This window comes from Sphingomonas sp. (assembly GCF_965227385.1).
Lineage (GTDB): Bacteria > Pseudomonadota > Alphaproteobacteria > Sphingomonadales > Sphingomonadaceae > Sphingomonas.
Map to the genome: position 1 here is coordinate 1,861,090 of NZ_OZ245750.1, position 23,269 is coordinate 1,884,358.

A 23,269-nucleotide genomic window follows, 5' to 3' on the forward strand; every position below is an offset into this window, starting at 1 on the left:
AATGGCCGGAGCCAAGGAGCTCGGGCAATGGAGCGGCGACGACCGCCCGATTGCCGAGCGAATTCGCGACTATGACTGGGACGGCGCGATCGCCAGCGGATGCGCGCGCATCGCTGAACTGATCGGCGACGATTTCGATACGATCGCGCGCGCCTTCTGGACGCATTATCTGACGCTTCCAGGCACCGAGCATGTTCGCGGCTATTTCGTTGGCGAACGGCTGGAGAAGCAGATCGCGGTCAGCACGCGCTACACCCGCGTCAAATATGCACAGCCCTTCGATCGCGAATGGGTCGAAATGGCGGCGAAACACGCCGACGATACCCATCGCGCGCGCATTCCGCTGCGAGCCTTGCTGTCAGCTTTCGCATTTGCCCATGCTCGCACCTTCGAGGTGTTGAGCGACCGCCTGCCCGACGATGTCGCGACCTTCCGCCAGTTGAGCGATGTTGCGACACGCATGTCGATGCTGGAGGCGGACTTCATGGCCTCGCGCCTCGGCGTGCGCGACGCGGAACTCGCCCGCAGCGCGCGGCAGAACCAGTCGGATCGCTTCCGCGCCGACATTGCGGGTACGATTGAAATGACCGGCTCGCTCGGCGCGCGCGTGCGCGATCAGGCGCGCGGCGCGGCCAATGCGGCACGCGGCATGCAGGGCAAGACCAATGAGGTCGCCGCCGCCGCCGAGCAATCGGCGCTGGCGATGCGCGAGGCGGCATCGACCGCCGCCGGCCTCATCCGCGCGATCGAGGACGTGCGCAAGCAGGTCGAGGGCGCGAGCGACGTCGCGCAGCGCGCCAGCGCGCATGCGAGCGAGGCGGTGCTGATGAGCGCGACGCTGGCCGGGCATGCGCAGTCGATCGAATCGATCCTGGGCCTGATCCGCGAGATTGCCGGGCAAACCAATTTGCTGGCGCTGAACGCGACGATCGAGGCGGCGCGCGCGGGCGATGCGGGACGCGGTTTCGCGGTGGTGGCACAGGAAGTAAAGAGCCTCGCCAGCCAGACCGCGCGCGCGACCGACGACATCGCGGCCAAGATCGCCGCGATCCAGTCGGCAACCGACCAAACGGTCGCGACCAGCACCACCATCCGCGCCACGGTGAGCGAGGTTCAGGCGAGCGCCGACCGCATCCGCGACGCGATGGCGATGCAGGCGCAGACGGTGACCGCGATCACGGCGGCGGTGGACGAAACCGCGCTGGCGGCGGATTCGATGTCCGATACGATCGGCGCGATCCGTGAGGACAGCCACGCCGTGGCTGGCGAGATCGACTCGCTGGAGCATGCATTCGGCGAAATCGACGCGCGACTGGGCCAGCTCAGCGATGCGGCGACCAGCTTTTCGGCGAGCGTGGCGGCCTGACCTTCTTCATTCCCCTCCCGCTTGCGGGAGTGGCTAGGGGAGGGCCTGTCCACACGGACAACAGCTTGTTGTGAAAGGCCCTCTCCCCGACCCCTCCTGCAAGCCGAAGGGGAGAGTCGAGGGGGTGACGGACCGCCAAGTTCCGACTAACCGGGGCGCCATGACAACCCATATCCTGGTTACCGGTGCCAGCCGCGGTATCGGCGCCGCGATCCTCTCCAGCTTCGACGGCCGCGACGTGCGCGCGGTTGGGCAGGGGACGGCGAGCGGCATTCCCGCCGACTTCACCGACCCCGCCGCACCCGCCGCCTTGTGGCAGGCCGCGCTCGACCAGCTCGACGGGCGGATCGACGTGCTGGTCAACAATGCCGGGATCTTCGAGGCGGCGCCGATCGACCTCGACGATGATGCCTGGCTCGCCGCGTGGGAGCGAACGATGCAGGTCAATCTGACCGCCTCGGCCCAGCTCAGCCGCTTTGCGGTCAGGCATTGGCAGCAGCGTGGCGCAGGCGGTCGCCTGGTCAACATCGCCAGCCGCGCGGCCTATCGCGGCGATTCGCCGGCGCACTGGCACTATGCCGCGTCCAAGGCGGGGATGATCGGCATGACCAAGAGCATCGCGCGCGGCTATGCCAAGGAGGGCATCCTCGCCTTCGCCATCTGCCCCGGCTTCACCATGACCGGCATGGCCGAGGATTATCTGGCCAGCCGTGGCGGCGACAAATTGCTCGCCGACATCCCGCTCGGCCGCGTTGCCATGCCCGAAGAGGTCGCGACCATGGCCCGCTTCTGCGCGCTCGAGGCACCCGCATCGATGACCGGCGCGGTGCTCGACGTGAACGGTGCGAGCTACGTGCGATGACCAGCTGGAAACTGACCCTGCCCTGCACGCGCGACGAGGCGGAGGCGATCGATTTCGAGGGAGCGGAGCTGCTCGGCATCGACCCCGCGCCGGTGCTGCTGACCAGCGAGACCATTCCCGACGATCCGCTCGCCTGGCAGCTCGAGGCCTATTTCGAGGCGAAGCCGGGCAAGGCCGACATCGCGGCGGTCCGAACATTGGTACCGAGCGCGAAGAAGGCCAAGGAAATGGTCGAACAGCTGCCCGATGAGGATTGGGTGACGCTGAGCCAGCAGGGAATCGCGCCGGTCCATGCCGGGCGCTTCTATGTTCATACGTCGACCAACCGGGGCGAGGTGCCTGAGGGCGCCAAGACGTTCCAGATCGAGGCGAGCCGCGCCTTCGGCACGGGCACGCATGAGACCACCGCCGGCTGCCTGCGCACGCTCGACGCGATGCGCGCGCGCGGCGAGCGCGTCGATAATCTGATCGACATCGGCACCGGCACCGGGCTGCTCGCCTTTGCCGCGATGCATTTGTGGCCGCGCGCCTATGCCACCGCGTCGGACATCGATCCGGTGTCGGTCGAGGTGACGGCGGAAAATGCCGCGATCAACGGCGTGCCGCTCGGCGTGATGCAGGGCCAGCTCGCGCTCGCCGCAGCGGCGGGGCTTGAGCATCCGCTGCTTACCGGCCGCGCGCCCTATGACCTCGTCATCGCCAACGTGCTGGCCGGCCCGCTGATCGAACTCGCGCCGAGCATCAGCGCGGTGCTGGCCGAGGGCGGAACGCTGATCCTGGCCGGCTTGCTGGAGACGCAGGCGGAGCGGGTCGCAGGTGCCTATCGCCGCCACGGCCTGCGGCTGGCGGGCAAGACCCCGATGGGCGACTGGCCGACCCTGCGGCTGCGCAAACGCACGCGCTATGGCTGGGGTCGCACCACGCGACCGGGCCCGGACGGGCAGGGGCTGGCACCTGGGTTCGGGAGCTGGTGACGGCGTCAGGACTTGCGAATGTTCACCTCGCCATAGGTGAGGAAGGCGAGCGCCTTGCCCACCGGGCCGCGATACGCGCCGTTCGCACCGGCGAGATGGGCTGCCAGCGCCGTGAACCGCCAGCAGTCCGCCTCGGTCGTTTCGATCTTGCGTGTCGTCAGCGCTTCCAGCCCCTGAGCCTCGCCGAACGTGCGCACCAGCTTGGCATGTTCGCGAAGGGAATCGGGGGCGGAGGGGTGATCCCAACCCCATAGGAATGTGCTGTCCGTGGTCAGGAACGTACCGATGAACTGCACCGGCGCGGTGATGACCCAACCCTTGGGGTTGCGGAACTCGATCTGCCCGGCGTCCAGATCGACCGACCAGGACGCCTTGTCGGCTTGCCACAAGCCAACATGGGCGTCGGTCTGGGCCTGAAGTCCCTTGGTGGCGGTTTCGAAGACGGCATCGATCTCTGCGTCGCTCATCTTCTTGGGATAGCTTCGCCCTTCCGCGCGAGCGAATGACGGGCGCGACAGCATCAGCGCACCCGCCGCCGCCAGCATCATCCGACGGCTTAGATCAGCCATCCCGCCCCCGCGCATAGTCCTGCGTCCCCAGCGTGATCACGCGGTCGCCCGGTTCGATCGCGGCGATGGCGATGTCGGGCTGGGCCAGGATCTCTTCGTAGAGCGGGGCGAAGTCCGTCTCCACCGTCACCCGCAGCAGCTCGTCGAAGCTGGGGATGACGAAGTAATTCTGCTGGAAATCGTCGATGCGATACTCGGTCCGCATCACGCGCTTCAGGTCGAAGCCGATCCGGTTGGGGCTGTCACTGTCGAGCGCGTAGCGGCTCTCGCCATGGCTGGACACGATCCCCGCGCCATAGATGCGCAGAGCGTCATCCTCCTCGATCAGCCCGAATTCGACCGTGTACCAGTAGAGTCGCGAGAGCTGCTTGAGCGCGCCATGCTCCAGCGCGCGCAGACCGCCGCGGCCATAGGCCTCCATATAATCGGCGAACACCGGGTCGGCGAGCAGCGGGACATGGCCGAACACGTCGTGGAAGACGTCGGGCTCCTGCAGATAATCCAGCTGGTCGGCGCGGCGGATGAAATTGCCCGCGACGAAGCGGCGATTGGCCATATGGTCGAAGAACACGTCGTCGGGGACAAGGCCGGGGACCGCGACCACCTGCCACCCCGTCGCCTTCATCAGTCGCTCGGACAGATCTTCGAAATTCGGAATGCCGCTTTCGGACAGCTTGAGCAGGTCGAGCCCGCGCAGAAATGCCTTGGACGCGCGACCGGGCAACAGCTTGATCTGGCGCTCATACAGCGTGTCCCACACGGCATGTTCTTCGGCCGTAAAGGCGTTCCAATTCTGCGGGATTGTCCAGTCGGCGCCCGCGCCTTCCGGGGGACGCTCCAAAACATGGGTTTCACTCATCATGCCCGCAGCATAGCATGGAGACGCGACGTGCGGAACCGAGGGGTTTTCCGGAGACTTGTCGCCGCGAGGAGACAGCGATGCCCGTGAATGTCGAAGCCAAGGCGCCCCCCGCATCGGCCCTGCTCGCCGAATGGCCGCGTGCCGCGCTGTCGCTGGGGTCGCTGCCGTTCGCGTGGAAGGAGTTGCTGGCGGAGCCGCGCGGCGACGGGCGGCCCGTCATGACGCTGCCCGGGCTGGTCAACAGCGACCTGAGCAACATCGTCATGCGCCGCTACCTCGATGCGCTTGGCTATCGCGCTTACCCCTGGGCGCTGGGTCGCAATTTCGGTGCGCGCGCAATCGGGGCGGAGGGCGAGCGCCTGTTCGACCGGATCGCTCAGGTGCATGACGAGACCGGGGAGAAGGTGACGTTGGTCGGCGTGTCGCTGGGTGGCATCATGGCGCGCATCGCTGCGCATCGCCGGCCCGAGTTGGTGCGCGAAGTGATTACGGTCAGCTCGCCCTTTGCCGGGCTGCCCACCGCGACCAATGTCTGGCGCGTGTTCGAACTGGCGAGTGGTCAGCGCGCCGACGATCCCGCCGTGCGCGCGATGCTGGAGGAGGCGGCGACGCCGCTGCCGGTCCCGGCGACCGCGATCTGGAGCGCCAGCGACGGGCTGGTCAACGGCGCGATCTGTCACGAACCGGACTGTGAGACCGCGCGGTCGATCGAGGTCGATTCAAGCCATTTGTGGGTGCAGATGAAACCGCAAGTGCTGCGCGCCATCGCGCAGACACTGGGGCGGAGCGCCTAGCGACCGCGCATCAATCGCAGTCGTCGGGATCCTTGCGGCACTTTTCGTCCTGCTTCTTGCGCTCGCGGCCTTCCTTGGCCTCCTTTTCGCGCATCTTGCGGCCATAGTTGCGGTCGGCTTCGTCCTGGCTGGTGGTGGCCCAGTCGGCGGCTTTGCCCGCGACCTTTACCGGCGCGGTGACGACGTCGAGCGCGGTCTTGGCGATGCAGCCGCCCGACAACAGCGGCAGCGTGACGACGGCGATAATCAGTCCCTTGCGCATCGCGCAGTCCCTCAACGGGCGTTCAGCGGGAATGCCGATCGCGCGCCTGCGCCCCCAGATAAGGGTAATCGGTAAATAAACCATCCACGCCTGCGGCCAGGAATCGGCCAATTTCCGCGGTCATGTCACCATGTCCGGCGGGGTTGATCCCCTTGCGCAGGCCGGAGGGGAGGAAGTAATTTTCGGCGCGGAAGGTCCAGGGATGGACCTTCAGCCCCGTCGCATGCGCATCGGCGACCAGCGATGAGACGGTGCCGTCGCCCGCAACTACCATGTCCTTTTGCGGTCCGATCCCGGCGGCATAGACGGCGATTGCCTTCAGCCCCTCGGGCGTCGCCATCGCCGTGTAGCTCGGCTGTGCACCGTCCGCCGGGCCGCCTTCGCTCGCCATCAGCTGGATCAGCGGAACCCGCGTCAGCTGCTTCAAGGCCTTGAGATTGTCGACCTCGAACGACTGGATGAATACCGGCGCGTCGGCGCGGTCCCAGCCGGCGGCCCTGAGCTCCGCGACCAGCGCCGCCTCCAGCGGCAGGCCGATGCTGGCGAAGTAGCTGGGATGCTTGGTCTCGGGATAGATGCCGATGGTGCGCCCGGTCCTGGCCGATGCCGCCTTGGCCAGCGCGATGATCTCGCGCAGCGTCGGCACCTCGAACTGCCCGTCGAACTTGCTGTTGCCCCGGCGCAGCAGCGGCAGGCGTTCCTTCGCGCGCAAGGTCTTGAGCTCGGCGAGCGTGAAATCTTCGGTGAACCAGCCGGTATGCTTGATGCCGTCGATGACCTTGGTCGCCTTGCGATCGGCGAACTCCTTGCGGCTCGAAACGTCGGTCGTGCCGCTGATGTCATTCTCGTGCCGCGCGACCAGCTGGCCGTCCCTGGTCATCACCAGATCGGGTTCGATAAAGTCCGCGCCCTGCTCGATCGCCAGTTGGTAGGCCGCGAGCGTATGCTCGGGCCGCTCGCCGCTGGCGCCGCGATGCGCGATGATGATCGGCTTGGACGAAATGACGGCCTCCTTGGCGAGCGCGGGCGTCGCGATCATGGCCAGCATCAGCGCCGCTCGCAACATTCCCGTCATCGTCTTATCTCCACCCGACCATTCCGGCGGCTAGGTGATTCGGATGACAATTTGGAGGCACCATGGCCGATAACGACAGCGTGATCGCCGCCGCGCGCGGATGGGCCGGGGCGCGGATGGCGCTGGCGACCGTGGTGTCGACCTGGGGTTCGGCCCCGCGTCCGCGCGGCAGTCATCTGCTCGTACATGAAGACGGGCGGTTCGAGGGGTCGGTGTCGGGCGGGTGCGTCGAGGCGGATATCATGGCGCTCGCGGCCGAGGTGATCGCGGGCGCGCAGTTTGCGCTGCGCCGCTACGGCGTGGCCGATGCGGCGGCGTGGGAAGTCGGCCTGCCGTGCGGCGGCGAGATCGAGGTGATGGTCCAGCCGGTCTCGGCGGAGGGCTTCGACCCGGCGCTGTTCGATGCCATCGCGGCGGCGCGGGACGAGGGGAGGGCGCAGGAAGTGGCGACCGACCTGGTGACCGGACGCAGCAGCGCAGAGCCGCTGCCCGGCGCCTTCATCAACCGCTACGAGCCGCCGCGCCGCCTGCTGATCGTCGGCGCGGTGCAGATCGCGCAGGTGCTGGCGGGACTTGCCCGCGAACTCGGCATCGCAACCGTGGTGATCGATCCGCGCGGTCGCTTCCTGACACCCGAGCGCTTTCCGGGCGTGACGTTAGACGATCGCTGGCCCGACGAAGCGGTGGAGGGGCTGCGCCCCGATGGCGCGACCGCGGTGGTGACGCTGAGCCATGATCCCAAGATCGACGATCCGGCGCTGATCGCGGCGCTGAACTGCGGGGCGGGCTATGTCGCGGCGCTCGGCTCGCGCAAAAGCCACGCGGCGCGGCGCGAGCGGCTGGCGGCGGCGGGGCTGCTTCCCGCGCAGATCGACCGGGTCGAGGGTCCGGCGGGCATCGCGATCGGCGCGGTCGGTCCGGCGGAGATCGCGCTCTCGATCGCGGCGGGCATGGTGCGGGCGCTGCATGATCCGCGCTGAACGTGCCGCGCTCGTGCTGCTCGCCGCCGGACGCTCGCGCCGGTTCGGGGCGGCGGACAAGCTGACCATTCCCTATCTCGGCCGTCCGCTCGGGCTGCATGTCGTGGTGGCGCTGGAGGCGGTGCCGTTCGCCGCGCGGATCGGCGTGGTGGCGGAAACCGCGCTCGACCTGACCAGCTGTGGCTATGATGTGGTGGTCAACAACGATCCGGCGGCGGGCCTAGGCCGATCGCTGCGGCTGGGGGTGGAGGCGGCGATGCGCAGCGACCCCGATGCGGTGGTGATCGCGCTTGCCGACATGCCGCGCGTGACCGCGACACAGATCTACCGGCTGCTCGACGGCGCCGATGGCGACGCCGCGATCATGGCATCCAGCGACGGCGTGGTCCCGCGCCCGCCCGCGCTGTTCGGCCGCGCGCATATTCCCGACCTGCTCGCCGCGCAGGGTGACATGGGTGCGCGCGATCTGGTGCGGCGGGGGCATCACATCGTCGTGCCCCCCGCCGAACTGGTCGATGTCGATACGCCGGAGGAGCTGGATCGGCTGATCCGTGGGTGATCAGGCGCTCGCCATCGCGCTCGGCCTGATCTCGGCCTTCAGCCTCGCGCTCACCAATCTGGTGGTGAAGCGCGGGGATGATATTCTCGTCGCACGGGCGCTGCTCTCCTCCAGCGCAGCGATCGTGATCGCGCCGTTCGCGCTGATCGTGCCGCTGCCCGATGCCGCGACATGGCAAGCGCTCGCCTGGGCGGTGCCCGCGCATTTCGCCTATCAGATCTGCCTCGTCCGCGCGATGCAGCGCGGCGATCTGAGCCTCGTCTTCCCGATCATGCGCGGGGCCGCGCCGCTGCTGACCGCCGGCTTCGCCGTGCTCGTACTGCACGAGCAGCTGCCCCTGATCGGTTGGGTCGGGCTGGTCGTGGCGACCGGCGCGGTGATCGTCTTCGCTTTGCCCGCGCGCGGCGTGTCGCTCGCGGCCCATCCGGACAAGGTGGCGCTCGGCTGGGCCTTTGCCACCGCGATCGGGGTCGCGCTCTACAATATGGCGGATGCGCGCGGTGTGCGCGTCGCGCCAAGCCCCTTCACCTATATCGTGTGGCTGTTCATGCTCGACAGCGTGTGCATCACCACCACCGCGCTGCTGCTCCGCCGCCCCGAATTGGGGCGTGCGGTCAAGGCAACGTGGAAGCACGGCGTCGCGGCGGGCGCGCTGTCGAGCGTCTCGTTCGGCTCGGCACTCTATGCCTTCTCGCTGATGGAGGTGGCAAAGGTATCGGCCCTGCGTGAAACCGCAGTGGTATGGGCGGCGCTGATGGGCGCATGGATGCTGGGCGAAGGCTTTGGCGGCCGCCGCATCGCTGCGGCGGTCGTGCTCGCCTTCGGCCTGATCCTGCTCCAGTTCAGCTAAAGATTACTCATGCCGCAGGGCGTCGATCGGGTTCAGGCTCGCCGCACGTCGCGCCGGGAAGTAGCCGAACACCACCCCGATTCCCGCCGCGATGGCAAAGGCGACGATGTTGATCTGAAGGTCGAACGTCCACGGGACCTGCATGATCGGCGTCAGGATCGCGACGGCAATCTGCGCCACCAACAGTCCGATCACCCCGCCCAGCATCGACAGTACGATCGCCTCGACCAGGAATTGCATCAGCACCTCGCGCGCGACAGCGCCGATCGCCAGGCGGATGCCGATTTCGCGCGTGCGTTCGGTGACACTGACCAGCATGATGTTCATGATGCCGATCCCGCCGACGATCAGGCTGATCGCCGCGACCGTGGCGACGATGCTGGTCAGCAGCTGCGTCGTCCCGGTCAGCGTGGCGCTGATCTGCGCCGTGTCAAAGATGTTGAAATTGTCCTGCTCCCCCGCCTCGATCCCGCGCCGCTCGCGCAACAGGTCGCTCAGCGATGCCTGTACGGCGGCGGAATCATAGGCGCTATCCACCCCGACCAGCATCACGCGGATGTCGCGGTTGCCCGAGAAGCGGCGCTGCACCGTCTTGATCGGCATGAGGATGACATCGTCCTGATCGCCGCCGAACCCCGCCTGCCCGCGGGTCGACAGCGTCCCGATCACGTCGCACGACACGTCGTTGACGCGGATGCGCCGCCCGATCGCCTCGCCGCCGCGAAACAGGTTCTGGCGCACGGTATTGCCGATGATGCACACCGCCTTGCCCGCCGCTTCCTCTGCGGGAGAGAAGGTACGCCCGCCGGTCAGCGGCCAGGGCTGGACCTCGAAATAGGCGTTGCCGGTGCCGTTGATCGTGGTCGACCAGTTGGCGCCGTTGTAGATCGCGGTGCCGGTCGCCTGCGCCTGAGGCGCGACCGCAGTGACCCCGGCAATCTGCTCGCGGATCGCTTCGACATCCTGCTCTTCAAAGTCGGGCGGACGCGGGCCGCCGCCGCCACGGCCAAAGCCCTGGCCGGGGCGGACCTGGAGGATATTGGTGCCGAGGCTGGCGATCTGCTGCTGCACCGCCGCGGTCGTCGCATTGCCGAGCGTGACCATCGCCACCACCGCCGCCACGCCGATGATGATGCCGAGCGTCGTCAGGAACGAGCGCAGCTTGTGCCGCAGGATCGACCGGATCGCGAGGGTAAAGGTGGTGCCGAGCATCAGGCGGGAACCCCCGCGCGCATGCCGGTATCGATCCGTTCCACCAGTCCGTCCTTGAAATGCACGATGGTGCGCGCAAACGCGGCCATGTCGGGCTCATGGGTCACCATCAGCACGGTGATGCCGCTGTCCTGGTTGAGGCTGGTGAGCAATTGCATGATCTCCACCGACCGTTCCGAATCGAGATTGCCGGTCGGTTCGTCGGCGAGCAGCACGTCGGGGCTGGTGACGATCGCGCGGGCGATCGCGACGCGCTGCTGCTGGCCGCCGGACAGTTCGGCGGGGGTATGGTCCCACCATTGGTCCAGCCCGACTTTTTCCAGCGCCGCCATTCCCAGCCGGTGCCGCGTCTTCTTGTCCTCGCCGCGATAGAGCAGGGGCAGCTCGACATTTTCCAGCGCGCTGGTGCGGCTGAGCAGGTTGAACCCCTGAAACACGAAGCCGAGATAGCGGCGGCGCAGCAATGCGCGCTGGTCGCGGTCGAGCGTCTCGACATGGACATCCTTGAACAGGAATTCGCCGCGTGTCGGCACGTCGAGACAGCCTAGGATGTTCATCGTGGTCGACTTGCCCGACCCCGACGGCCCCATCACGGCGACGAAATCGCCCTGTTCGATGTCGAGGTCGACGCCCTTCAGCGCCTGGAACGCGGTCGGTCCCTCACCATAGGTCTTGGTGACGCCGCGCAGGCGGATGATCGGATCAGCCACCCGCGCCGCCTCCACCGCGCCGCTGCCCGCCGCCCGACCCGCCGCCGGAACGCTTGCCGCTGCCCGAGCTCTCGCCGGCAAACTGGCCGGTAATGACCTCCATGCCCGGCTTCAGATCGCCCGACTGCACTTCGGTCACCTGGCCGTTGGTGTCGCCGGTCGTCACCTCGATCGCACGCGGCTGGCCATCCTCGCCCTTGACGTACACGGTCTGCTTGGCGCCACGCTGCATCGTCGCGGCCTTCTCATTGTCGCCGCCCCGACGCCGGCGGCTGGGCACGAGCGCGCCGGAGATGCCGCCGCCCTTCGTTGCTTCCTCGCCGCCCGCGCTGGGGGTGAAGCGGAGCGCAGCATTGGGAACGAGCAGCACATTGTCCTTTTGCAGCGTCACGATCTCCGCCGTCGCGGTCATGCCCGGGCGCAGTTTCTGCTCCGGATTGGCGACCGACAGCGTTGCGGCATAGGAAACGACCTGGGCCGTCGTGGTGCTGGTTGTCGTGGTCGTCTGCGCCGACAGGTTGGAGCCGACATCGACGCGCTGGATCACGGCGGGAAAGGTTTCGCCGGGGAAGGCGTCGACGGTGAAGCTCGCCTTCTGACCCTGCTTGACCTGGCCGACATCGGCCTCGTCGATCGCCACTTCCAGCTCCATCGCGCTCAGATCTTCGGCGATCACGAACAGGGTCGGGGTGTTGAACGATGCCGCGACCGTCTGGCCCGGCTCGACCTGCCGCGCGAGCACCACGCCGTTGACCGGGGAGCGGATGATCGCCTTGTTCCGCTGCGTCACTGCCGAACGCAGCGCTGCTTGCTGCGACGTCACCTGCGCCTGGCTCGCGCGCACTGTCGCTACCGCGCGCGCCACGGCGGCGCGGGCATTGTCGAGCTCGGTCTTGGCCGGCACGCGCCCGCCCGACAGGCGGCTCACTTCCTCGAACCGGGCGAGCTGGCTCTGCGCTTCGGTCAGCGTCGCCTGATTCTGGGCGACCGTCGCCTGTGCCGCCGCGACCGAGGCGCGTGCCTGGGTGATCGCATCGTCGAGCCGTTCGGGATCGATCAGCGCGAGCGGCTGCCCCGCCGTCACCCGGTCGTTGACATCGACCAGCACGCGATTGACCAGACCCGACAGTTCGGATCCGACCTGCACCTGATTGGTCGGCGCGAGCTTGCCCGTCGCCGAAACCGTGACGGTCAGCGATCCCTTCTCGACCGCGCGCGTGGCATAGCCCGCTTCCTCGGTCCCGCCGAACATCTTCCACGCGCCGAACAGGACCGCGACGACCACCAACGCCAGCGTGATCCATTTGGCATGGCGCTGCCACGCCGGGGTCGTCTTGCCGCCCAGAAACTCGTCGATCTTCGGATTTGCAGCGTCGGCCATCAATTGGTTCCGGTTCCAGAAACAGGGGGAGGGGCGGTGACGGTGTCGGGCGTCGGCGCAGACGCGGCGTCCCAGCCGCCGCCGAGCGCGAGGTACAGCTGGATCAGGGCGCTCGCCTTGTCCGACCGCGCCTGATTGAGGCCGTTACGCGCCGAGACCAGCGACGCCTCGGCCTGGCTCAGCGTCAGGAAATCGGCGAGACCGGCGCGGTAGGAGCTGCGCGACAGGATCGCGCTGTTGTTCGCCGCATCCAGCGCGATGGCGAATTCGCGCTCGCGGGCCTGTGCGGTCTGCAACGCGACCACCGCATTCTCGACCTCTTCGATGCCGATCAGCACGGTCTGCTTGTAGGCGTAGAAGGCACCGTCCGCCGCCGCCTGCGCCGACCGCACCTGCGCGCGGGTGCGGCCCGCGTCGAAGATCGTCTGCGCGATACTGGCGAACACGCGGCCGGTGATGACATCGAACAGGCTGCCGATGGTGCCCGCTCCGGCATCGATGCTGCCGCCGAGCGATAGCTGCGGGTAAAGCTGTGCCTCCGACACGCCGATCTGCGCGACGGCGGCGGCGAGGTTGCGTTCGGCCAGCCGCACATCGGGCCGCTGGCGCAGCGTATCGGCGGGGATGCCGACCGCAATCCGCTCCGGTCCCTGCGGGATCGGGCGTACCGCCTCCATCTGCGCCTTGAGCGCGCCGGGCGCCTGTCCGGTCAGCACGCCGAGGCGCGAGACGGCGCTGTTATAGCTTGCCTCGATCGACGGGATCGACGCGGCGGTCTGCGCGCGATTGGCGCGCGCCTGTTCCTGATCGAGCGAGGAGACGAGGCCCGCCTGCACGCGAAAGCCCGCAATCTCGAGATTGTCGTCCTGAATGGTCAGGCTCTCGCGCGCATTGGCGAGCTGCGCCTGCGCCGCACGGGCGAGGATATAGTTGCGCGCGATCTCGCCCTGGATCGACACCAGCGTCGCGGCATAGCTGTAGCCCGATGCCTCGAGCTGCGCGCGGCTCGCCTCGACCCCGCGCCGCACGCCGCCGAACAGGTCGACCTGATAATTGACGTCGCCGCCGAGCGAGAAGCTGGTGTTGCCGCCCTGTGAGACGCTGGTGACGGTGCCGTCGGGCAGGGTGACCTGCGTGCTCTGCCCCCGGATCGGTTCGCTGCGCGACGCGCTGCCCCCGGCACTGACCGACGGAAGCAGCGACGCGCGCGACTGGACCAGCGCCTCGCGCGCCTGCCGCAACCGGGTCACCGCCTGCGCAACGTCGAGATTCTGGCCCGCCGCCTGCTCGACCAATGTGGTCAGGATGGGATCGTCGAACGCGGTCCACCAGCGTTGCAGGTCGGCCTGTGCCTGCTGGTCCGCCGCGACCGAAAAGGCGGGGGGAACGCCGAGCTGGGCAGCGGTGCTCGGTCGATAATCGGGCCCCGCCGCACAGCCGGCAAGCGGCAGCGCGGCGATGCCGAGGATAAGGAAGGGGCGAACCGTCATGCCCCGAAAATGGGCAGCGCCCCTCGGCACGTCCACCAAAAGAGTGTCGCAAATTGTAAGCATCCGCGTTGGAACACGCGCGAAACGAATTGGTTGCGCGGCGATTTCGCGCGTTTTCTTTTTCCCGACTTGGTCATCGCCTTGACCTGTGAGCCGGTGCGGACAAGACACCCATCATGTCCGTTAAACTGGTCCAAGCCGACATCACGAAAGTTGACGTCGACGCCATTGTGAACGCTGCAAACAGTTCGCTGCTGGGCGGCGGCGGCGTCGATGGCGCTATCCATCGCGCCGCCGGGCCGGGGTTGCTGGACGAGTGTCGCAAGCTGTATTCACTGGGTGGCTGCAAGACGGGCGATGCGAAGATCACCGGCGGCTATCGCCTTCCCGCGCGCTATATTATCCACACCGTCGGTCCGGTCTGGCAGGGCGGGGATAAGCGAGAGCCAGAACTGCTGGCCAGCTGTTATCGCCGATGTTTCGAGATTGCCGGCGCGCGCGGGATCGAAAGCATCGCTTTTCCTGCAATCAGCTGCGGTGTTTATCGCTATCCTATCGATCAGGCGGCGATGATCGCGGTACGCGAATGCCACGCTGCAATTGAGGCGCGACCGAGTTTGCGCGTTACGCTCGTTGCATTTGGAGCCGATATTCGACAGGCGATTGAGGCAGCGTTAGCTTAGCCACCGCCAGATGCCGGCCGGCATGTTCGCCAGCGGCAGGTGTGCCCAGGTCGCGCCAAGCCACAATATCGTCCCGCCCACGGTAGCGATCGTGCCAGGCCATGCCGCTGCCCCTTGCGCGCGGCCGCGAGCGATCGCGACGAACGGCCAATAGCTCGTCACATCCTGCCAGCGCGGCCAGAAATCGGGCTGGAGCCGCCGCTTCTTCACGTCCTGCAGCGCCGCGCCGCCCAGCGCGAGCAGGCCGATGCTGCCCGCCAGCACGATCTGCGCCGGTTGCGGGAAGACCAGGATATGCGCGAGCGCCCACAGGCCAAAGCTCCACATCATCGGATGGCGGGTGATCGCGAACACCCCGCGCGGGCGCGGCACGGCCTTGGGTTTGGGCGTAGGGTCGGGCAGGGCCGGGTTGCCGATCAGCGACCCGACGAACAGCACCGAGGCGAGGAACATGATCGCGCTCGCCACCGCCCACAGCCCGTCGCCGACCGCCCATAGCGGCGCTGAATCCGGCATCCGTCCATAGACATGCGCCATCCAGCCCAGTGTGGCGAAGGCGACCAGCGAGTAAATCCCAAGAAAAAGCCGCTCGCCGACAGCGTCGACCAGCGGCTTTCGCAAGGGGTGGGACAGAAGGAAATGGGTCCCCAGAAACGCCGCACAGGCCGCGATCAACAGTCCCATTTCCCCCTCCCGATGGTCAGACGATCAGCGCGTCTCGTCCTTGAGATGGATGCCCGGCGCCTGCGGCTCGGCCAGTTCCGCCGTCCCCGCAAGATCGTCGTCCTTCAGCGTGTCGAGATGCATCAGTTTCTTGATCAGCGGCGAGATCAGCACGACCGCGACGCCAAAGCCGATCGCGACCCAGCCGACGGTCGTATAGACGTCGAGCACGACCGCCTTGTTCGCGCCTTCGCCCGCTGCCGCTTCCGAACCCGTCGCCGCCGCGATCAGGCCGGCGGCGAAGTTGCCGGTGGCCGATGCGAAGAACCAGGTGCCCATGATCAGGCTCGCCATGTGCGCCGGGGCCAGTCGGTTCATCGCGCTGAGGCCGACCGGCGACAGGCACAGCTCACCGGTGGTGTGCAGCAGGTAAATCAGGAAGATGAAGATGACCGGGGTCAGATTCTCCATGCCCGCCGCCTGCGAACCCCAGACGAGGACGAGGAAGCCCAGGCCCAGCTGAAGCATCGCCAGACCGAACTTGGCCGGGGTCGACGGCTCAAGCCCGCGCCGGCCAAGGAAGGTCCACGCCGCCGCGAACAGCGGAGCCAGCAGCACGATGTAGATCGCGTTGATCGACTGGAACATCGACGCCGGAACGCCCGCACGGTCCACATAGCGATCGGTAAACAGGTTGAGCGACGAACCGGCCTGTTCGAACAACGCCCAGAACAGGATCGAGCCAAGGATCAGGAACATCGCGGCGAAGATGCGGTCGCGCGCCTCGCGGTCGAGCTTCACCACCGCGGTGAACAGGACATAGCCGACGAGCAGTGCGCCCGCGACCATCAGCAGCCAGCCGATCACCGCCTGATACTGGATCAGCTGCCAGATGCCGACCACGGCGACGACGCCGATCAGGTAGAGCAGCCATTCGAGCTGGATGCCGACGACGGACTTCTTGAGCGCCGCGGGGTCAGGCGCCTCGCCCTTGCCCATCAACAGCGGCTTGCCGATCACGAACAAGATCAGGCCCAGCAGCATGCCGACGCCCGCCGCGCCGAAGCCATAGCTCCAGCCATAGGTCTGGCCAAGATAGCCGCAAAGCAGCGAACCGAGCGCCGCGCCGAGGTTAATGCCCATGTAGAAGATGGTGTAGGCGCCATCGCGGCGCACATCGGTACGCGGATAGAGCTGGCCGACGATCACCGAAATGTTCGCCTTCAGGAATCCCGAGCCGACGATGATGAAGCTCAACGCCAGCCAGAAGATGTTGAGCGCCCCGCTGTCGGTGCCGCCATCACCCTCGAATCCCATCAGGAAATGGCCGAAGGTCAGCAGCACCGCGCCATACAGCACCGCCTTGCGCTGGCCCAGGTAACGGTCGGCGAGATAGCCGCCGAGCACCGGGGTGATGTAGACCAGCGCGGTATAGGCGCCGTAGATGACGCCCGACTTCTCGTCCGAAAACAGCCAGTGCTGGGTCAGGTAGAAGATCAGCAGCGCGCGCATGCCGTAGTAGGAAAAGCGCTCCCACATTTCGGCGAAGAACAGGATGAACAGGCCGAGCGGGTGGCCCAAAAAGGTTCGCTCACCGCCCGGTGCGGCTGCTGGTGTGTGCGCCATCGGCACGAAACTCCCTGACATTTTTGGCCTCTTGGGGCCGGATCGCGCGGAGACTAGCGGCAAACACCCACATGTGAAGCCTGATTGTCACACTGGTAACCAGACCATGCGCCGGCAGATTTGCGAACCGTTCGCAAAAGTGCTTGGCGCGGCGGGCTTGACTGGCTAACGGGCGGATATGGACTTCAACGACACCAGCACCCCATTGTCGCTGCTGCGCACCCGCCGATCGGGCAAGGCGCGCGACCTGATTGCCCCCGGCCCGGATGCGGCTCAGCTGCAGGACATTCTCGGGATCGCCGCGCGCACGCCGGATCATGGCAAGCTTGCCCCGTGGCGCTTCGTGGTGGTGCCGGTGCAGGCGCGCAACGCCTTTGCCGCGCGGCTGGTCGATGCCTATCGCGCCGAGCGGCCGACGGCCTCCGCCCTCGAACTTCAGACGATGGAGCAGTTCGCGCAGCAAGCGCCCACGCTCGTCGTCGTGCTGCATTCGCCCAAGGTCGGCAGCAAGATCCCGCTGTGGGAGCAGGAGCTGTCGGTCGGCGCGGCGACGATGAACCTGCTTCACGCGGCGCACGCGCATGGTTTCGCGGGAAGCTGGCTGACCGGCTGGCCGGCGTTCAGCGACGCCGTGCGGGACATGTTCGGCGCCGCGCCGGAACGGATTGCGGGATTCGTCTATATCGGCACCCAGTCCAAGCCGTTGGAGGAGAGACCCCGGCCCGATTTCGACGCGGTCGTGTCGAACTGGGCAGGTTGAGCGTCTGACGGTTTCAGTAGAAACCGCATTGGGGGTGGAACTTTAACGCCCCGTGCTGTATTAAGTCACCATGACAGCGCTCGAACATGACGACAGCCCGGTTTACCTGAAGCTGCGTGCGACGATTGCGACGGCGATCCTCCGCGGTGAATATCGGGCGGGGGACCAGCTGCCATCGGTGCGCGCGCTCGCCGCCGAACATGGCGCCAACCCGCTGACGGTGGCCAAGGCGTATCAGAGCTTCCAGGACGACGGCTATGTCGAGGTGCGCCGCGGCGTCGGCATGTTCGTCCTGCCCGGTGCGGTCGAACGGCTGAAACTCGCCGAGCGCGACCGCTTCCTCACCGGATATTGGCCCAAGGTGCGCGACCACATCGCGCTGCTCGGCCTCAGCGCCCACGAACTACTGGACCGCGAGATCGCCTGACCCTCTCTCTGGTCACCCCGGCCTTGTGCCGGGGTCCACGGGGCCACTACTCCAGCGAAAGAGGCTCTAGCACCGCGCTTGCCGCCCGGTGGACCCCGGCACAAAGCCGGGGTGACGAATCGGCTTACGCCGCAAACGTCTCCGCATTGACGGCGTAAAGCGCCTCCGCGCTCGCCATCGCCGCAGCCTTCAGCCCCATTGCTTCCGGCACGATCTGCGCGACATAGAAGCGCGCCGCCGCAGCCTTCATCGCCAGGAACGCAGGGTCGCCCTGCGCTCCGGCGGCAATCCGCCCCTGCGCTTCCATCAGCCAGCCGCACACGGCGATGGCGACCATGGTGAGGAAGGGGTAGCTGCCCGCAAGTCGGTCATCCATCTCGCTCGCCAGCATGTGCTGCGTCACCTCCGCGCAGGCATCGATCAGCGCGATCAGCCCGGCATCCCGTGCGTCGGCCTTCATCCGCGCGAGCAGCGCCGTCAGCGTCGCGCCGCCGTCCATGTTGAGCTTGCGCCCGACCAGATCGGCGGCCTGGATGCCGTTGGTGCCTTCATAGATCGGGGTGATGCGCGCGTCGCGGAAATGCTGGGCGGCGCCGGTCTCCTCGATATAGCCCATGCCGCCATGGACCTGGATGCCGATGCTGGTCACTTCGCATCCGATATCGGTGCCATGCGCCTTGGCGAGCGGGGTGAGCAGCTCGAGCAGCGCGCGCGCCGTTGCGTCGCCGGCATTGGCGCGGTCGACCTGCGCTGCCGCGAGATAAACGAGTGCGCGCGCGGCCATCGTCTGCGCCTTCATCCGCATCAGCATGCGGCGGACATCGGGGAATTCGACGATCGTCGCGGGCTTGCCCTCCCGCACGCCCTGCACGCGCTCGCGGGCATAGGCGACGGCGCGCTGGGTCGCGCGCTCGGCGACCTGCACGCCCTGCAGGCCGACGTTGAGCCGCGCATTGTTCATCATCGTGAACATCGCGCGCATGCCGCCCATTTCCGGGCCGATCAGCTCGCCGATGCAATCGCCATTGTCGCCGAAGCTGAGGACACAGGTGGGGGAAGCGTGCAGCCCCATCTTGTGCTCGATCGACACCACGCGGACATCGTTGAATTCGCCCGGCGTGCCATCGGCGTTCAGCCGGTACTTCGGCACCAGGAACAGCGAAATTCCCTTGGTTCCCGCCGGGGCCCCCGGCGTGCGCGCCAGCACCAGATGGACGATATTGTCGGCCAGATCATGATCGCCGAAGCTGATATAGATCTTGGTCCCGCTGATGCTCCACTTGCCGTCCGCGCGCGGCTCGGCCTTGGTCTTGAGGGCGCCGACGTCGGATCCGGCCTGCGGTTCGGTCAGGTTCATCGTGCCGGTCCACGCGCCGGTCGCCAGCTTGGGGAGATACGCGGCCTGCTGCTCGGGCGTACCATGGTGCATCAGCGACTCGATCGCGCCGACGGTCAGAGTCGGGCACAGCGCAAAGCCCATATTCGCGCTGCCCAGCGTCTCCAGCACCGCGGTCGACAGCGCAAAGGGCAGGCCCTGTCCGCCATAGGCTTCGGGCGATCCGATCGTGCCCCAGCCGCCCTCGACATAGGCCTGGTATGCCGCGCGATAGCCGTCGGGCATGGTCACGCCCTCGGGCGACCATTTCGCGCCGACGGTGTCGCCTGCGCGGTCGAGCGGCGCCCATTCGCCCGCGGCGAACGTACCTGCGCCCTCCAGCACCGCGTCTAGGATGTCGGACTCGACGCCCAGATCCGCGATTTGGGCGACATGCTCCAGCACGAAACGCTGTTCGGCGATGGCGGGGGTGAAGCTCATTTCGTCCTCTCTCTTGCGGCGCTTTTCCCTGCGCTATAGCCATCGGAAATGACCGCGCCAAATCCCCGCATCTTACCCTACGGCGAGGCTGCCATTGCCGAGGCCGCCGCGATCATTGCAGCGGGCGGATGCGTCGCGACTCCGACCGAGACCGTCTATGGCCTCGCTGCCGACGCCACCAATGCCGACGCGGTGGCGGGCATCTATGCGGCCAAGGGGCGGCCGAGCTTCAACCCGCTGATCGTCCATGTCGCCGACCGTCGCGCGGCTGAGGCGATCGCGATGTTCGACCGCGATGCGCGCGCGCTCGCCGATGCCTTCTGGCCCGGCCCGTTGACCCTGGTGCTGCCGCTGCGCCCGGATGCGCCGATTGCCGGGCTGGTCACAGCCGGGCTGGCCACCGTCGCGATCCGGGTGCCGCAGCATCGCGCGATGCAGGCGCTGCTGGCGGCAACTGGCAAGCCGCTTGCCGCGCCGTCGGCAAATGCCAGCGGGAGCATCAGCCCGACCCGCGGCGGCCATGTCGCGGCGTCGCTGGCGGACCGCGTTCCGCTGATCATCGACGATGGCGCCACCAGCGGCGGGATCGAATCGACCATCGTCGCGGTCGGCCCGCAACCGCGCCTGCTGCGCCCCGGTCCGGTGTCGGCTGAGGCGATCGAGCGCGAGATCGGGCGCTGGTTGGCGGAGGCAGGGGAGGCGATCGAAGCGCCGGGCCAACTCGCCAGCCATTACGCCCCGCGCAAGCCACTGCGGCTGAACGCGACCGAGGCGCGAGAGGGCGAGTGGCTGATCGGCTTCGGTGCGGTCGGCGGGGACGACTCGCTGTCGGCTACCGGCGATCTGACCGAGGCCGCCGCCCGCCTGTTCGACGCACTCCACCGCGCGGATGCCAGCGACCGAGCGGCCATCGCAGTCGCTGCGGTACCGGACGACGGCATCGGCCTCGCCATCAACGACCGCCTGAAGCGGGCAGCCACCCGCTAAACGTTCGTCGCCCCGGGCTTGGCCCGGGGCAGCGCTATTTCTGCTATGCGAAGTGAATAGGCAGCCCAGCCCCGGGTCAAGCCCGGGGCGACGATGGGGTTACGCCCCCGCTTTGGCCTTCAACCGCTCGGCAAAGCTCTTGCGCAGCTTGTTGAGCTTGGGCGGGATGACACCCAGACAATATGGGTTCCGCTGGCCTTCGCCTTCCCAGTAATTCTGGTGATAGTCCTCGGCCGGCCACCAGGTGTCGGCATGTTCGATCGTGGTGACGATCGGCGCGGGCCATTCGCTGGCGTTGCGTTTGATCCCCGCGCGCGCCGCCGCTTCCTGTTCGGGCGACTGCGGGAAGATCGCGGAGCGATATTGCGTGCCGACATCGCCGCCCTGACGGTTCAGCGTCGTCGGATCATGCGTCGCGAAGAAGATGTCGAGCAGATCGTCATAGCGGATCTGCGTCGGGTCGAACGTGACCTTCAGCGCCTCGGCATGGCCGGTATCGCCGCCGCACACCGCCTTGTACGTCGGGTTGTCGACATGCCCGCCGATATAGCCGCTTTCGACCGTCTCGACGCCGATCAGGTCCTTGAACACCGCTTCCACACACCAGAAGCACCCACCCGCGAGAATTGCGGTTTCGGTAGTCATGCGCTTCAACTCCTTGCTACGGGAGCCAAGATAGGATTGAGCGCGACGCGCAACTAGGGGCAAGACGAACATGCGTGACGGCACGGTGATGGTGACGGGCGGGGCGGGCTATATCGGCAGCCATGCGGTGCTCGCGCTGCTCGACGCGGGCTGGCGCGTCGTCGTTCTGGACAATTTGGTCACGGGTTTCGACTGGGCGGTCGATCCGCGTGCAGCGTTGATCGTCGCCAATATCGCCGATGAGGACAAGGTCCGCGCCGCGATCCGCGACCACGGGATCACTGCGATCATGCACTTCGCCGGGTCGGTGGTGGTGCCGGAATCGGTCAGCGACCCGCTCAAATATTACCGCAACAACACCGCCGCCAGCCGCAGCCTGATCGAGAGCGCGGTGGCCGAGGGCGTGAAGCATTTCATCTTCTCCTCCACCGCCGCAACCTACGGAATTCCTGAGATTGTTCCTGTGCGGGAAGACGCGACGAAGCAGCCGATCAACCCCTATGGCATGTCCAAGCTGATGACCGAGATCATGCTGAAGGACGTCGCCGCCGCGCACCCGATCAACTATTGCGCGCTACGCTATTTCAACGTCGCCGGCGCCGACCCACAGGGTCGCAGCGGCCAGAGCACGGCGGGTGCCACGCACCTGATCAAGGTCGCGGTCGAGGCGGCGACCGGCAAGCGCGACGGGGTTTCGGTGTTCGGGACAGACTTTGCGACGCCCGACGGCACCGGGGTGCGCGACTATATCCATGTCAGCGATCTCGCCGCAGCGCATGTCCATGCGCTCGACCTGCTGATCGCCGATCCCAAGGCGAGCCACACGCTCAACGCCGGCTATGGCCGCGGCTATTCGGTGCTCGAAGTGCTCGACGCGGTCGATCGCGTGACCAATGTGACGATCGACCGCCGGCTTGAGGGCCGCCGCGCGGGCGATCCCGACGAACTTGTGTCGGACAATCGCGCGATCCTGGCCGCGCTGCCGTGGCGGCCGCAATATGACGACCTTGAGCGCATCGTTCGCGATGCCCTCGCCTGGGAACGCAAACTGGCAGAGAGGCAAGTGCAATGATCGAGCTATTCCTGTCCGCCTTCGCGATGCTGTTCGTGGTGATCGACCCGCCGGGCTGCGCGCCGATCTATGCCGGATTGACCAAGGGCGCGCGTCCGTCCCAGCAGCGGGCGATGGCGGTACGTGCAGTGATGATCGCCACCGCGATCCTGCTGGTGTTCGCGCTGGTTGGCGAAGCGTTGCTGCGCACGCTCGGTATCAGCCTCAGCGCGTTCCGGATCGCGGGCGGGATCATGCTGTTCATCATCGCGCTCGAGATGGTGTTCGAAAAGCGCCAGGAACGCCGCGAGGACCGCGCCGAAAAGGTGATGCAGACGCCCGAGGTCGAGGATGTATCGGTCTTCCCGATGGCGATGCCGATGATCGCGGGGCCGGGGTCGATCGCGACGATCATGCTGCTCGTCTCGCGCGCCGACGGGCCGGGGCAGACCGCCGCGGTGTTCGGCGCGCTGGCGCTGGTGCTTGCGCTGACGCTGGCTGCGCTACTCGCCGCGGGGCCGCTGATGCGGGTGCTCGGCGCGAAGATCGAATCGGTCATCACCCGGTTGCTTGGCGTGCTGCTCGCCGCACTGGCGATCCAGTTCGTTGTCGACGGGTTGAAGCAGAGTTTCGCGCTCTGACCCGGTCTGCATCGCCCGGGGGCA

The 23,269-nt window shown here is 67.2% G+C and carries 25 protein-coding genes; 13 read left to right on the top strand and 12 right to left on the bottom strand.

Annotated elements, in window-relative coordinates:
- Nucleotide 1 precedes the first annotated feature (1 nt).
- The 3 genes from ACO05N_RS08870 to ACO05N_RS08880 all read left to right on the top strand — a co-directional run bounded on the left by ACO05N_RS08870 (nucleotide 2) and on the right by ACO05N_RS08880 (nucleotide 3,202).
- Complete coding sequence (locus tag ACO05N_RS08870; RefSeq protein ID WP_422056748.1) at nucleotides 2–1,366, top strand: methyl-accepting chemotaxis protein; 1,365 nt, start codon at nucleotides 2–4, stop codon at nucleotides 1,364–1,366.
- A gap of 160 nt (nucleotides 1,367–1,526) precedes the next feature.
- The gene (locus ACO05N_RS08875) at nucleotides 1,527–2,228 is read left to right on the top strand and encodes an SDR family NAD(P)-dependent oxidoreductase (RefSeq protein WP_422056749.1); all 702 of its coding nucleotides are present in this window, start codon (nucleotides 1,527–1,529) and stop codon (nucleotides 2,226–2,228) included.
- Nucleotides 2,225–3,202: a 50S ribosomal protein L11 methyltransferase gene (locus tag ACO05N_RS08880; protein ID WP_422056750.1), complete on the top strand. Its 978-nt coding sequence runs from the start codon at nucleotides 2,225–2,227 to the stop codon at nucleotides 3,200–3,202. The genes ACO05N_RS08875 and ACO05N_RS08880 overlap by 4 nt, the downstream gene beginning before the upstream one ends.
- Nucleotides 3,203–3,207: 5 nt before the next feature.
- On the opposite strand, the gene ACO05N_RS08885 is transcribed toward ACO05N_RS08880, so the two are convergent.
- A complete protein-coding gene (locus ACO05N_RS08885; protein WP_422056751.1) occupies nucleotides 3,208–3,771 on the bottom strand; it encodes a DUF6882 domain-containing protein in 564 nt (187 codons plus the stop codon).
- Complete coding sequence (phhA, locus tag ACO05N_RS08890) at nucleotides 3,764–4,633, bottom strand: phenylalanine 4-monooxygenase (protein WP_422056752.1); 870 nt, start codon at nucleotides 4,631–4,633, stop codon at nucleotides 3,764–3,766. The genes ACO05N_RS08885 and phhA overlap by 8 nt, the downstream gene beginning before the upstream one ends.
- A gap of 77 nt (nucleotides 4,634–4,710) precedes the next feature.
- On the opposite strand from phhA, the gene ACO05N_RS08895 reads away from it, so the two are divergent.
- A complete protein-coding gene (locus ACO05N_RS08895; RefSeq protein WP_422056753.1) occupies nucleotides 4,711–5,427 on the top strand; it encodes an alpha/beta fold hydrolase in 717 nt (238 codons plus the stop codon).
- A gap of 10 nt (nucleotides 5,428–5,437) precedes the next feature.
- Here the strand turns inward: ACO05N_RS08895 and ACO05N_RS08900 are convergent, their stop codons facing one another.
- Together ACO05N_RS08900 and ACO05N_RS08905 are read right to left on the bottom strand one after the other, a co-directional pair.
- On the bottom strand, nucleotides 5,438–5,689 hold the full coding sequence (locus ACO05N_RS08900; protein WP_422056754.1) for a hypothetical protein: 252 nt from the start codon (nucleotides 5,687–5,689) through the stop codon (nucleotides 5,438–5,440).
- A 22-nt stretch (nucleotides 5,690–5,711) separates the two neighbouring features.
- Nucleotides 5,712–6,764 (bottom strand): glycerophosphodiester phosphodiesterase, encoded by a 1,053-nt coding sequence (locus ACO05N_RS08905; protein WP_422056755.1) that lies wholly within the window; start codon nucleotides 6,762–6,764, stop codon nucleotides 5,712–5,714.
- 62 nt (nucleotides 6,765–6,826) lie between these two features.
- Here ACO05N_RS08905 and ACO05N_RS08910 point away from each other — a divergent pair, with 62 nt between their 5' ends.
- Genes ACO05N_RS08910 through ACO05N_RS08920 form a run of 3 tightly spaced genes read left to right on the top strand, consistent with a single transcriptional unit; the run spans nucleotide 6,827 to nucleotide 9,153 of the window.
- Nucleotides 6,827–7,744, top strand: coding sequence for an XdhC family protein (locus ACO05N_RS08910; RefSeq protein WP_422056756.1), 918 nt, complete (start codon nucleotides 6,827–6,829; stop codon nucleotides 7,742–7,744).
- A complete protein-coding gene (locus ACO05N_RS08915; RefSeq protein ID WP_422056757.1) occupies nucleotides 7,731–8,303 on the top strand; it encodes a nucleotidyltransferase family protein in 573 nt (190 codons plus the stop codon). Before ACO05N_RS08910 ends, ACO05N_RS08915 begins: the two co-directional genes overlap by 14 nt.
- On the top strand, nucleotides 8,296–9,153 hold the full coding sequence (locus ACO05N_RS08920; protein WP_422056758.1) for an EamA family transporter: 858 nt from the start codon (nucleotides 8,296–8,298) through the stop codon (nucleotides 9,151–9,153). Before ACO05N_RS08915 ends, ACO05N_RS08920 begins: the two co-directional genes overlap by 8 nt.
- Before the next feature lie 3 nt (nucleotides 9,154–9,156).
- Here the strand turns inward: ACO05N_RS08920 and ACO05N_RS08925 are convergent, their stop codons facing one another.
- From ACO05N_RS08925 to ACO05N_RS08940, 4 genes are read right to left on the bottom strand one after another with little or no spacing between them, the layout of a single operon-like run.
- Nucleotides 9,157–10,365, bottom strand: a complete 1,209-nt coding sequence (locus ACO05N_RS08925; protein WP_422056759.1) for an ABC transporter permease — start codon at nucleotides 10,363–10,365, stop codon at nucleotides 9,157–9,159.
- On the bottom strand, nucleotides 10,365–11,075 hold the full coding sequence (locus tag ACO05N_RS08930; protein WP_422056760.1) for an ABC transporter ATP-binding protein: 711 nt from the start codon (nucleotides 11,073–11,075) through the stop codon (nucleotides 10,365–10,367). The genes ACO05N_RS08925 and ACO05N_RS08930 overlap by 1 nt, the downstream gene beginning before the upstream one ends.
- The gene (locus ACO05N_RS08935; protein ID WP_422056761.1) at nucleotides 11,068–12,456 is read right to left on the bottom strand and encodes an efflux RND transporter periplasmic adaptor subunit; all 1,389 of its coding nucleotides are present in this window, start codon (nucleotides 12,454–12,456) and stop codon (nucleotides 11,068–11,070) included. Before ACO05N_RS08935 ends, ACO05N_RS08930 begins: the two co-directional genes overlap by 8 nt.
- A complete protein-coding gene (locus ACO05N_RS08940; RefSeq protein ID WP_422056762.1) occupies nucleotides 12,456–13,946 on the bottom strand; it encodes an efflux transporter outer membrane subunit in 1,491 nt (496 codons plus the stop codon). The genes ACO05N_RS08935 and ACO05N_RS08940 overlap by 1 nt, the downstream gene beginning before the upstream one ends.
- A gap of 176 nt (nucleotides 13,947–14,122) precedes the next feature.
- Between ACO05N_RS08940 and ACO05N_RS08945 the strand changes: the two genes are divergently transcribed.
- On the top strand, nucleotides 14,123–14,629 hold the full coding sequence (locus tag ACO05N_RS08945) for an O-acetyl-ADP-ribose deacetylase (RefSeq protein WP_422056763.1): 507 nt from the start codon (nucleotides 14,123–14,125) through the stop codon (nucleotides 14,627–14,629).
- On the opposite strand, the gene ACO05N_RS08950 is transcribed toward ACO05N_RS08945, so the two are convergent.
- Both ACO05N_RS08950 and ACO05N_RS08955 read right to left on the bottom strand, forming a co-directional pair.
- Complete coding sequence (locus ACO05N_RS08950) at nucleotides 14,621–15,313, bottom strand: NnrU family protein (protein ID WP_422056764.1); 693 nt, start codon at nucleotides 15,311–15,313, stop codon at nucleotides 14,621–14,623. The two genes, ACO05N_RS08945 and ACO05N_RS08950, sit on opposite strands and share 9 nt — an antisense overlap.
- 24 nt (nucleotides 15,314–15,337) lie before the next feature.
- Complete coding sequence (locus ACO05N_RS08955; RefSeq protein WP_422056765.1) at nucleotides 15,338–16,918, bottom strand: peptide MFS transporter; 1,581 nt, start codon at nucleotides 16,916–16,918, stop codon at nucleotides 15,338–15,340.
- Between the two features lie 178 nt (nucleotides 16,919–17,096).
- Here ACO05N_RS08955 and ACO05N_RS08960 point away from each other — a divergent pair, with 178 nt between their 5' ends.
- Together ACO05N_RS08960 and ACO05N_RS08965 are read left to right on the top strand one after the other, a co-directional pair.
- Nucleotides 17,097–17,678 (top strand): nitroreductase family protein, encoded by a 582-nt coding sequence (locus tag ACO05N_RS08960; RefSeq protein WP_422056766.1) that lies wholly within the window; start codon nucleotides 17,097–17,099, stop codon nucleotides 17,676–17,678.
- A 70-nt stretch (nucleotides 17,679–17,748) separates the two neighbouring features.
- Entirely contained in the window at nucleotides 17,749–18,105 is a 357-nt protein-coding gene (locus ACO05N_RS08965; RefSeq protein WP_422056767.1) for a GntR family transcriptional regulator, read from the top strand.
- 124 nt (nucleotides 18,106–18,229) lie between these two features.
- On the opposite strand, the gene ACO05N_RS08970 is transcribed toward ACO05N_RS08965, so the two are convergent.
- Entirely contained in the window at nucleotides 18,230–19,921 is a 1,692-nt protein-coding gene (locus tag ACO05N_RS08970) for an acyl-CoA dehydrogenase (RefSeq protein WP_422056768.1), read from the bottom strand.
- A gap of 48 nt (nucleotides 19,922–19,969) precedes the next feature.
- On the opposite strand from ACO05N_RS08970, the gene ACO05N_RS08975 reads away from it, so the two are divergent.
- Nucleotides 19,970–20,908, top strand: coding sequence for an L-threonylcarbamoyladenylate synthase (locus ACO05N_RS08975; protein ID WP_422056769.1), 939 nt, complete (start codon nucleotides 19,970–19,972; stop codon nucleotides 20,906–20,908).
- 99 nt (nucleotides 20,909–21,007) lie between these two features.
- Here ACO05N_RS08975 and msrA read toward each other — a convergent pair whose 3' ends face one another.
- A complete protein-coding gene (msrA, locus tag ACO05N_RS08980) occupies nucleotides 21,008–21,553 on the bottom strand; it encodes a peptide-methionine (S)-S-oxide reductase MsrA (RefSeq protein ID WP_422056770.1) in 546 nt (181 codons plus the stop codon).
- 70 nt (nucleotides 21,554–21,623) lie between these two features.
- On the opposite strand from msrA, the gene galE reads away from it, so the two are divergent.
- The gene (galE, locus tag ACO05N_RS08985) at nucleotides 21,624–22,625 is read left to right on the top strand and encodes a UDP-glucose 4-epimerase GalE (RefSeq protein WP_422056771.1); all 1,002 of its coding nucleotides are present in this window, start codon (nucleotides 21,624–21,626) and stop codon (nucleotides 22,623–22,625) included.
- Nucleotides 22,622–23,245, top strand: a complete 624-nt coding sequence (locus ACO05N_RS08990; RefSeq protein WP_422056772.1) for a MarC family protein — start codon at nucleotides 22,622–22,624, stop codon at nucleotides 23,243–23,245. Before galE ends, ACO05N_RS08990 begins: the two co-directional genes overlap by 4 nt.
- Nucleotides 23,246–23,269: the final 24 nt, after the last annotated feature.

Excerpts from the sequence above, each read along its gene's own strand:
- ACO05N_RS08870 (WP_422056748.1), top strand. The coding sequence starts at position 2 with ATGGCCGGAGCCAAGGAGCTCGGGCAATGGAGCGGCGACGACCGCCCG.
- ACO05N_RS08875 (WP_422056749.1), top strand. The coding sequence starts at position 1,527 with ATGACAACCCATATCCTGGTTACCGGTGCCAGCCGCGGTATCGGCGCC.
- ACO05N_RS08880 (WP_422056750.1), top strand. The coding sequence starts at position 2,225 with ATGACCAGCTGGAAACTGACCCTGCCCTGCACGCGCGACGAGGCGGAG.
- ACO05N_RS08885 (WP_422056751.1), bottom strand. The coding sequence starts at position 3,771 with ATGGCTGATCTAAGCCGTCGGATGATGCTGGCGGCGGCGGGTGCGCTG.
- phhA (WP_422056752.1), bottom strand. The coding sequence starts at position 4,633 with ATGATGAGTGAAACCCATGTTTTGGAGCGTCCCCCGGAAGGCGCGGGC.
- ACO05N_RS08895 (WP_422056753.1), top strand. The coding sequence starts at position 4,711 with ATGCCCGTGAATGTCGAAGCCAAGGCGCCCCCCGCATCGGCCCTGCTC.
- ACO05N_RS08900 (WP_422056754.1), bottom strand. The coding sequence starts at position 5,689 with ATGCGCAAGGGACTGATTATCGCCGTCGTCACGCTGCCGCTGTTGTCG.
- ACO05N_RS08905 (WP_422056755.1), bottom strand. The coding sequence starts at position 6,764 with ATGACGGGAATGTTGCGAGCGGCGCTGATGCTGGCCATGATCGCGACG.
- ACO05N_RS08910 (WP_422056756.1), top strand. The coding sequence starts at position 6,827 with ATGGCCGATAACGACAGCGTGATCGCCGCCGCGCGCGGATGGGCCGGG.
- ACO05N_RS08915 (WP_422056757.1), top strand. The coding sequence starts at position 7,731 with ATGATCCGCGCTGAACGTGCCGCGCTCGTGCTGCTCGCCGCCGGACGC.
- ACO05N_RS08925 (WP_422056759.1), bottom strand. The coding sequence starts at position 10,365 with ATGCTCGGCACCACCTTTACCCTCGCGATCCGGTCGATCCTGCGGCAC.
- ACO05N_RS08935 (WP_422056761.1), bottom strand. The coding sequence starts at position 12,456 with ATGGCCGACGCTGCAAATCCGAAGATCGACGAGTTTCTGGGCGGCAAG.
- ACO05N_RS08940 (WP_422056762.1), bottom strand. The coding sequence starts at position 13,946 with ATGACGGTTCGCCCCTTCCTTATCCTCGGCATCGCCGCGCTGCCGCTT.
- ACO05N_RS08945 (WP_422056763.1), top strand. The coding sequence starts at position 14,123 with ATGTCCGTTAAACTGGTCCAAGCCGACATCACGAAAGTTGACGTCGAC.
- ACO05N_RS08950 (WP_422056764.1), bottom strand. The coding sequence starts at position 15,313 with ATGGGACTGTTGATCGCGGCCTGTGCGGCGTTTCTGGGGACCCATTTC.
- ACO05N_RS08955 (WP_422056765.1), bottom strand. The coding sequence starts at position 16,918 with ATGGCGCACACACCAGCAGCCGCACCGGGCGGTGAGCGAACCTTTTTG.
- ACO05N_RS08960 (WP_422056766.1), top strand. The coding sequence starts at position 17,097 with ATGGACTTCAACGACACCAGCACCCCATTGTCGCTGCTGCGCACCCGC.
- ACO05N_RS08965 (WP_422056767.1), top strand. The coding sequence starts at position 17,749 with ATGACAGCGCTCGAACATGACGACAGCCCGGTTTACCTGAAGCTGCGT.
- ACO05N_RS08970 (WP_422056768.1), bottom strand. The coding sequence starts at position 19,921 with ATGAGCTTCACCCCCGCCATCGCCGAACAGCGTTTCGTGCTGGAGCAT.
- ACO05N_RS08975 (WP_422056769.1), top strand. The coding sequence starts at position 19,970 with ATGACCGCGCCAAATCCCCGCATCTTACCCTACGGCGAGGCTGCCATT.
- msrA (WP_422056770.1), bottom strand. The coding sequence starts at position 21,553 with ATGACTACCGAAACCGCAATTCTCGCGGGTGGGTGCTTCTGGTGTGTG.
- galE (WP_422056771.1), top strand. The coding sequence starts at position 21,624 with ATGCGTGACGGCACGGTGATGGTGACGGGCGGGGCGGGCTATATCGGC.
- ACO05N_RS08990 (WP_422056772.1), top strand. The coding sequence starts at position 22,622 with ATGATCGAGCTATTCCTGTCCGCCTTCGCGATGCTGTTCGTGGTGATC.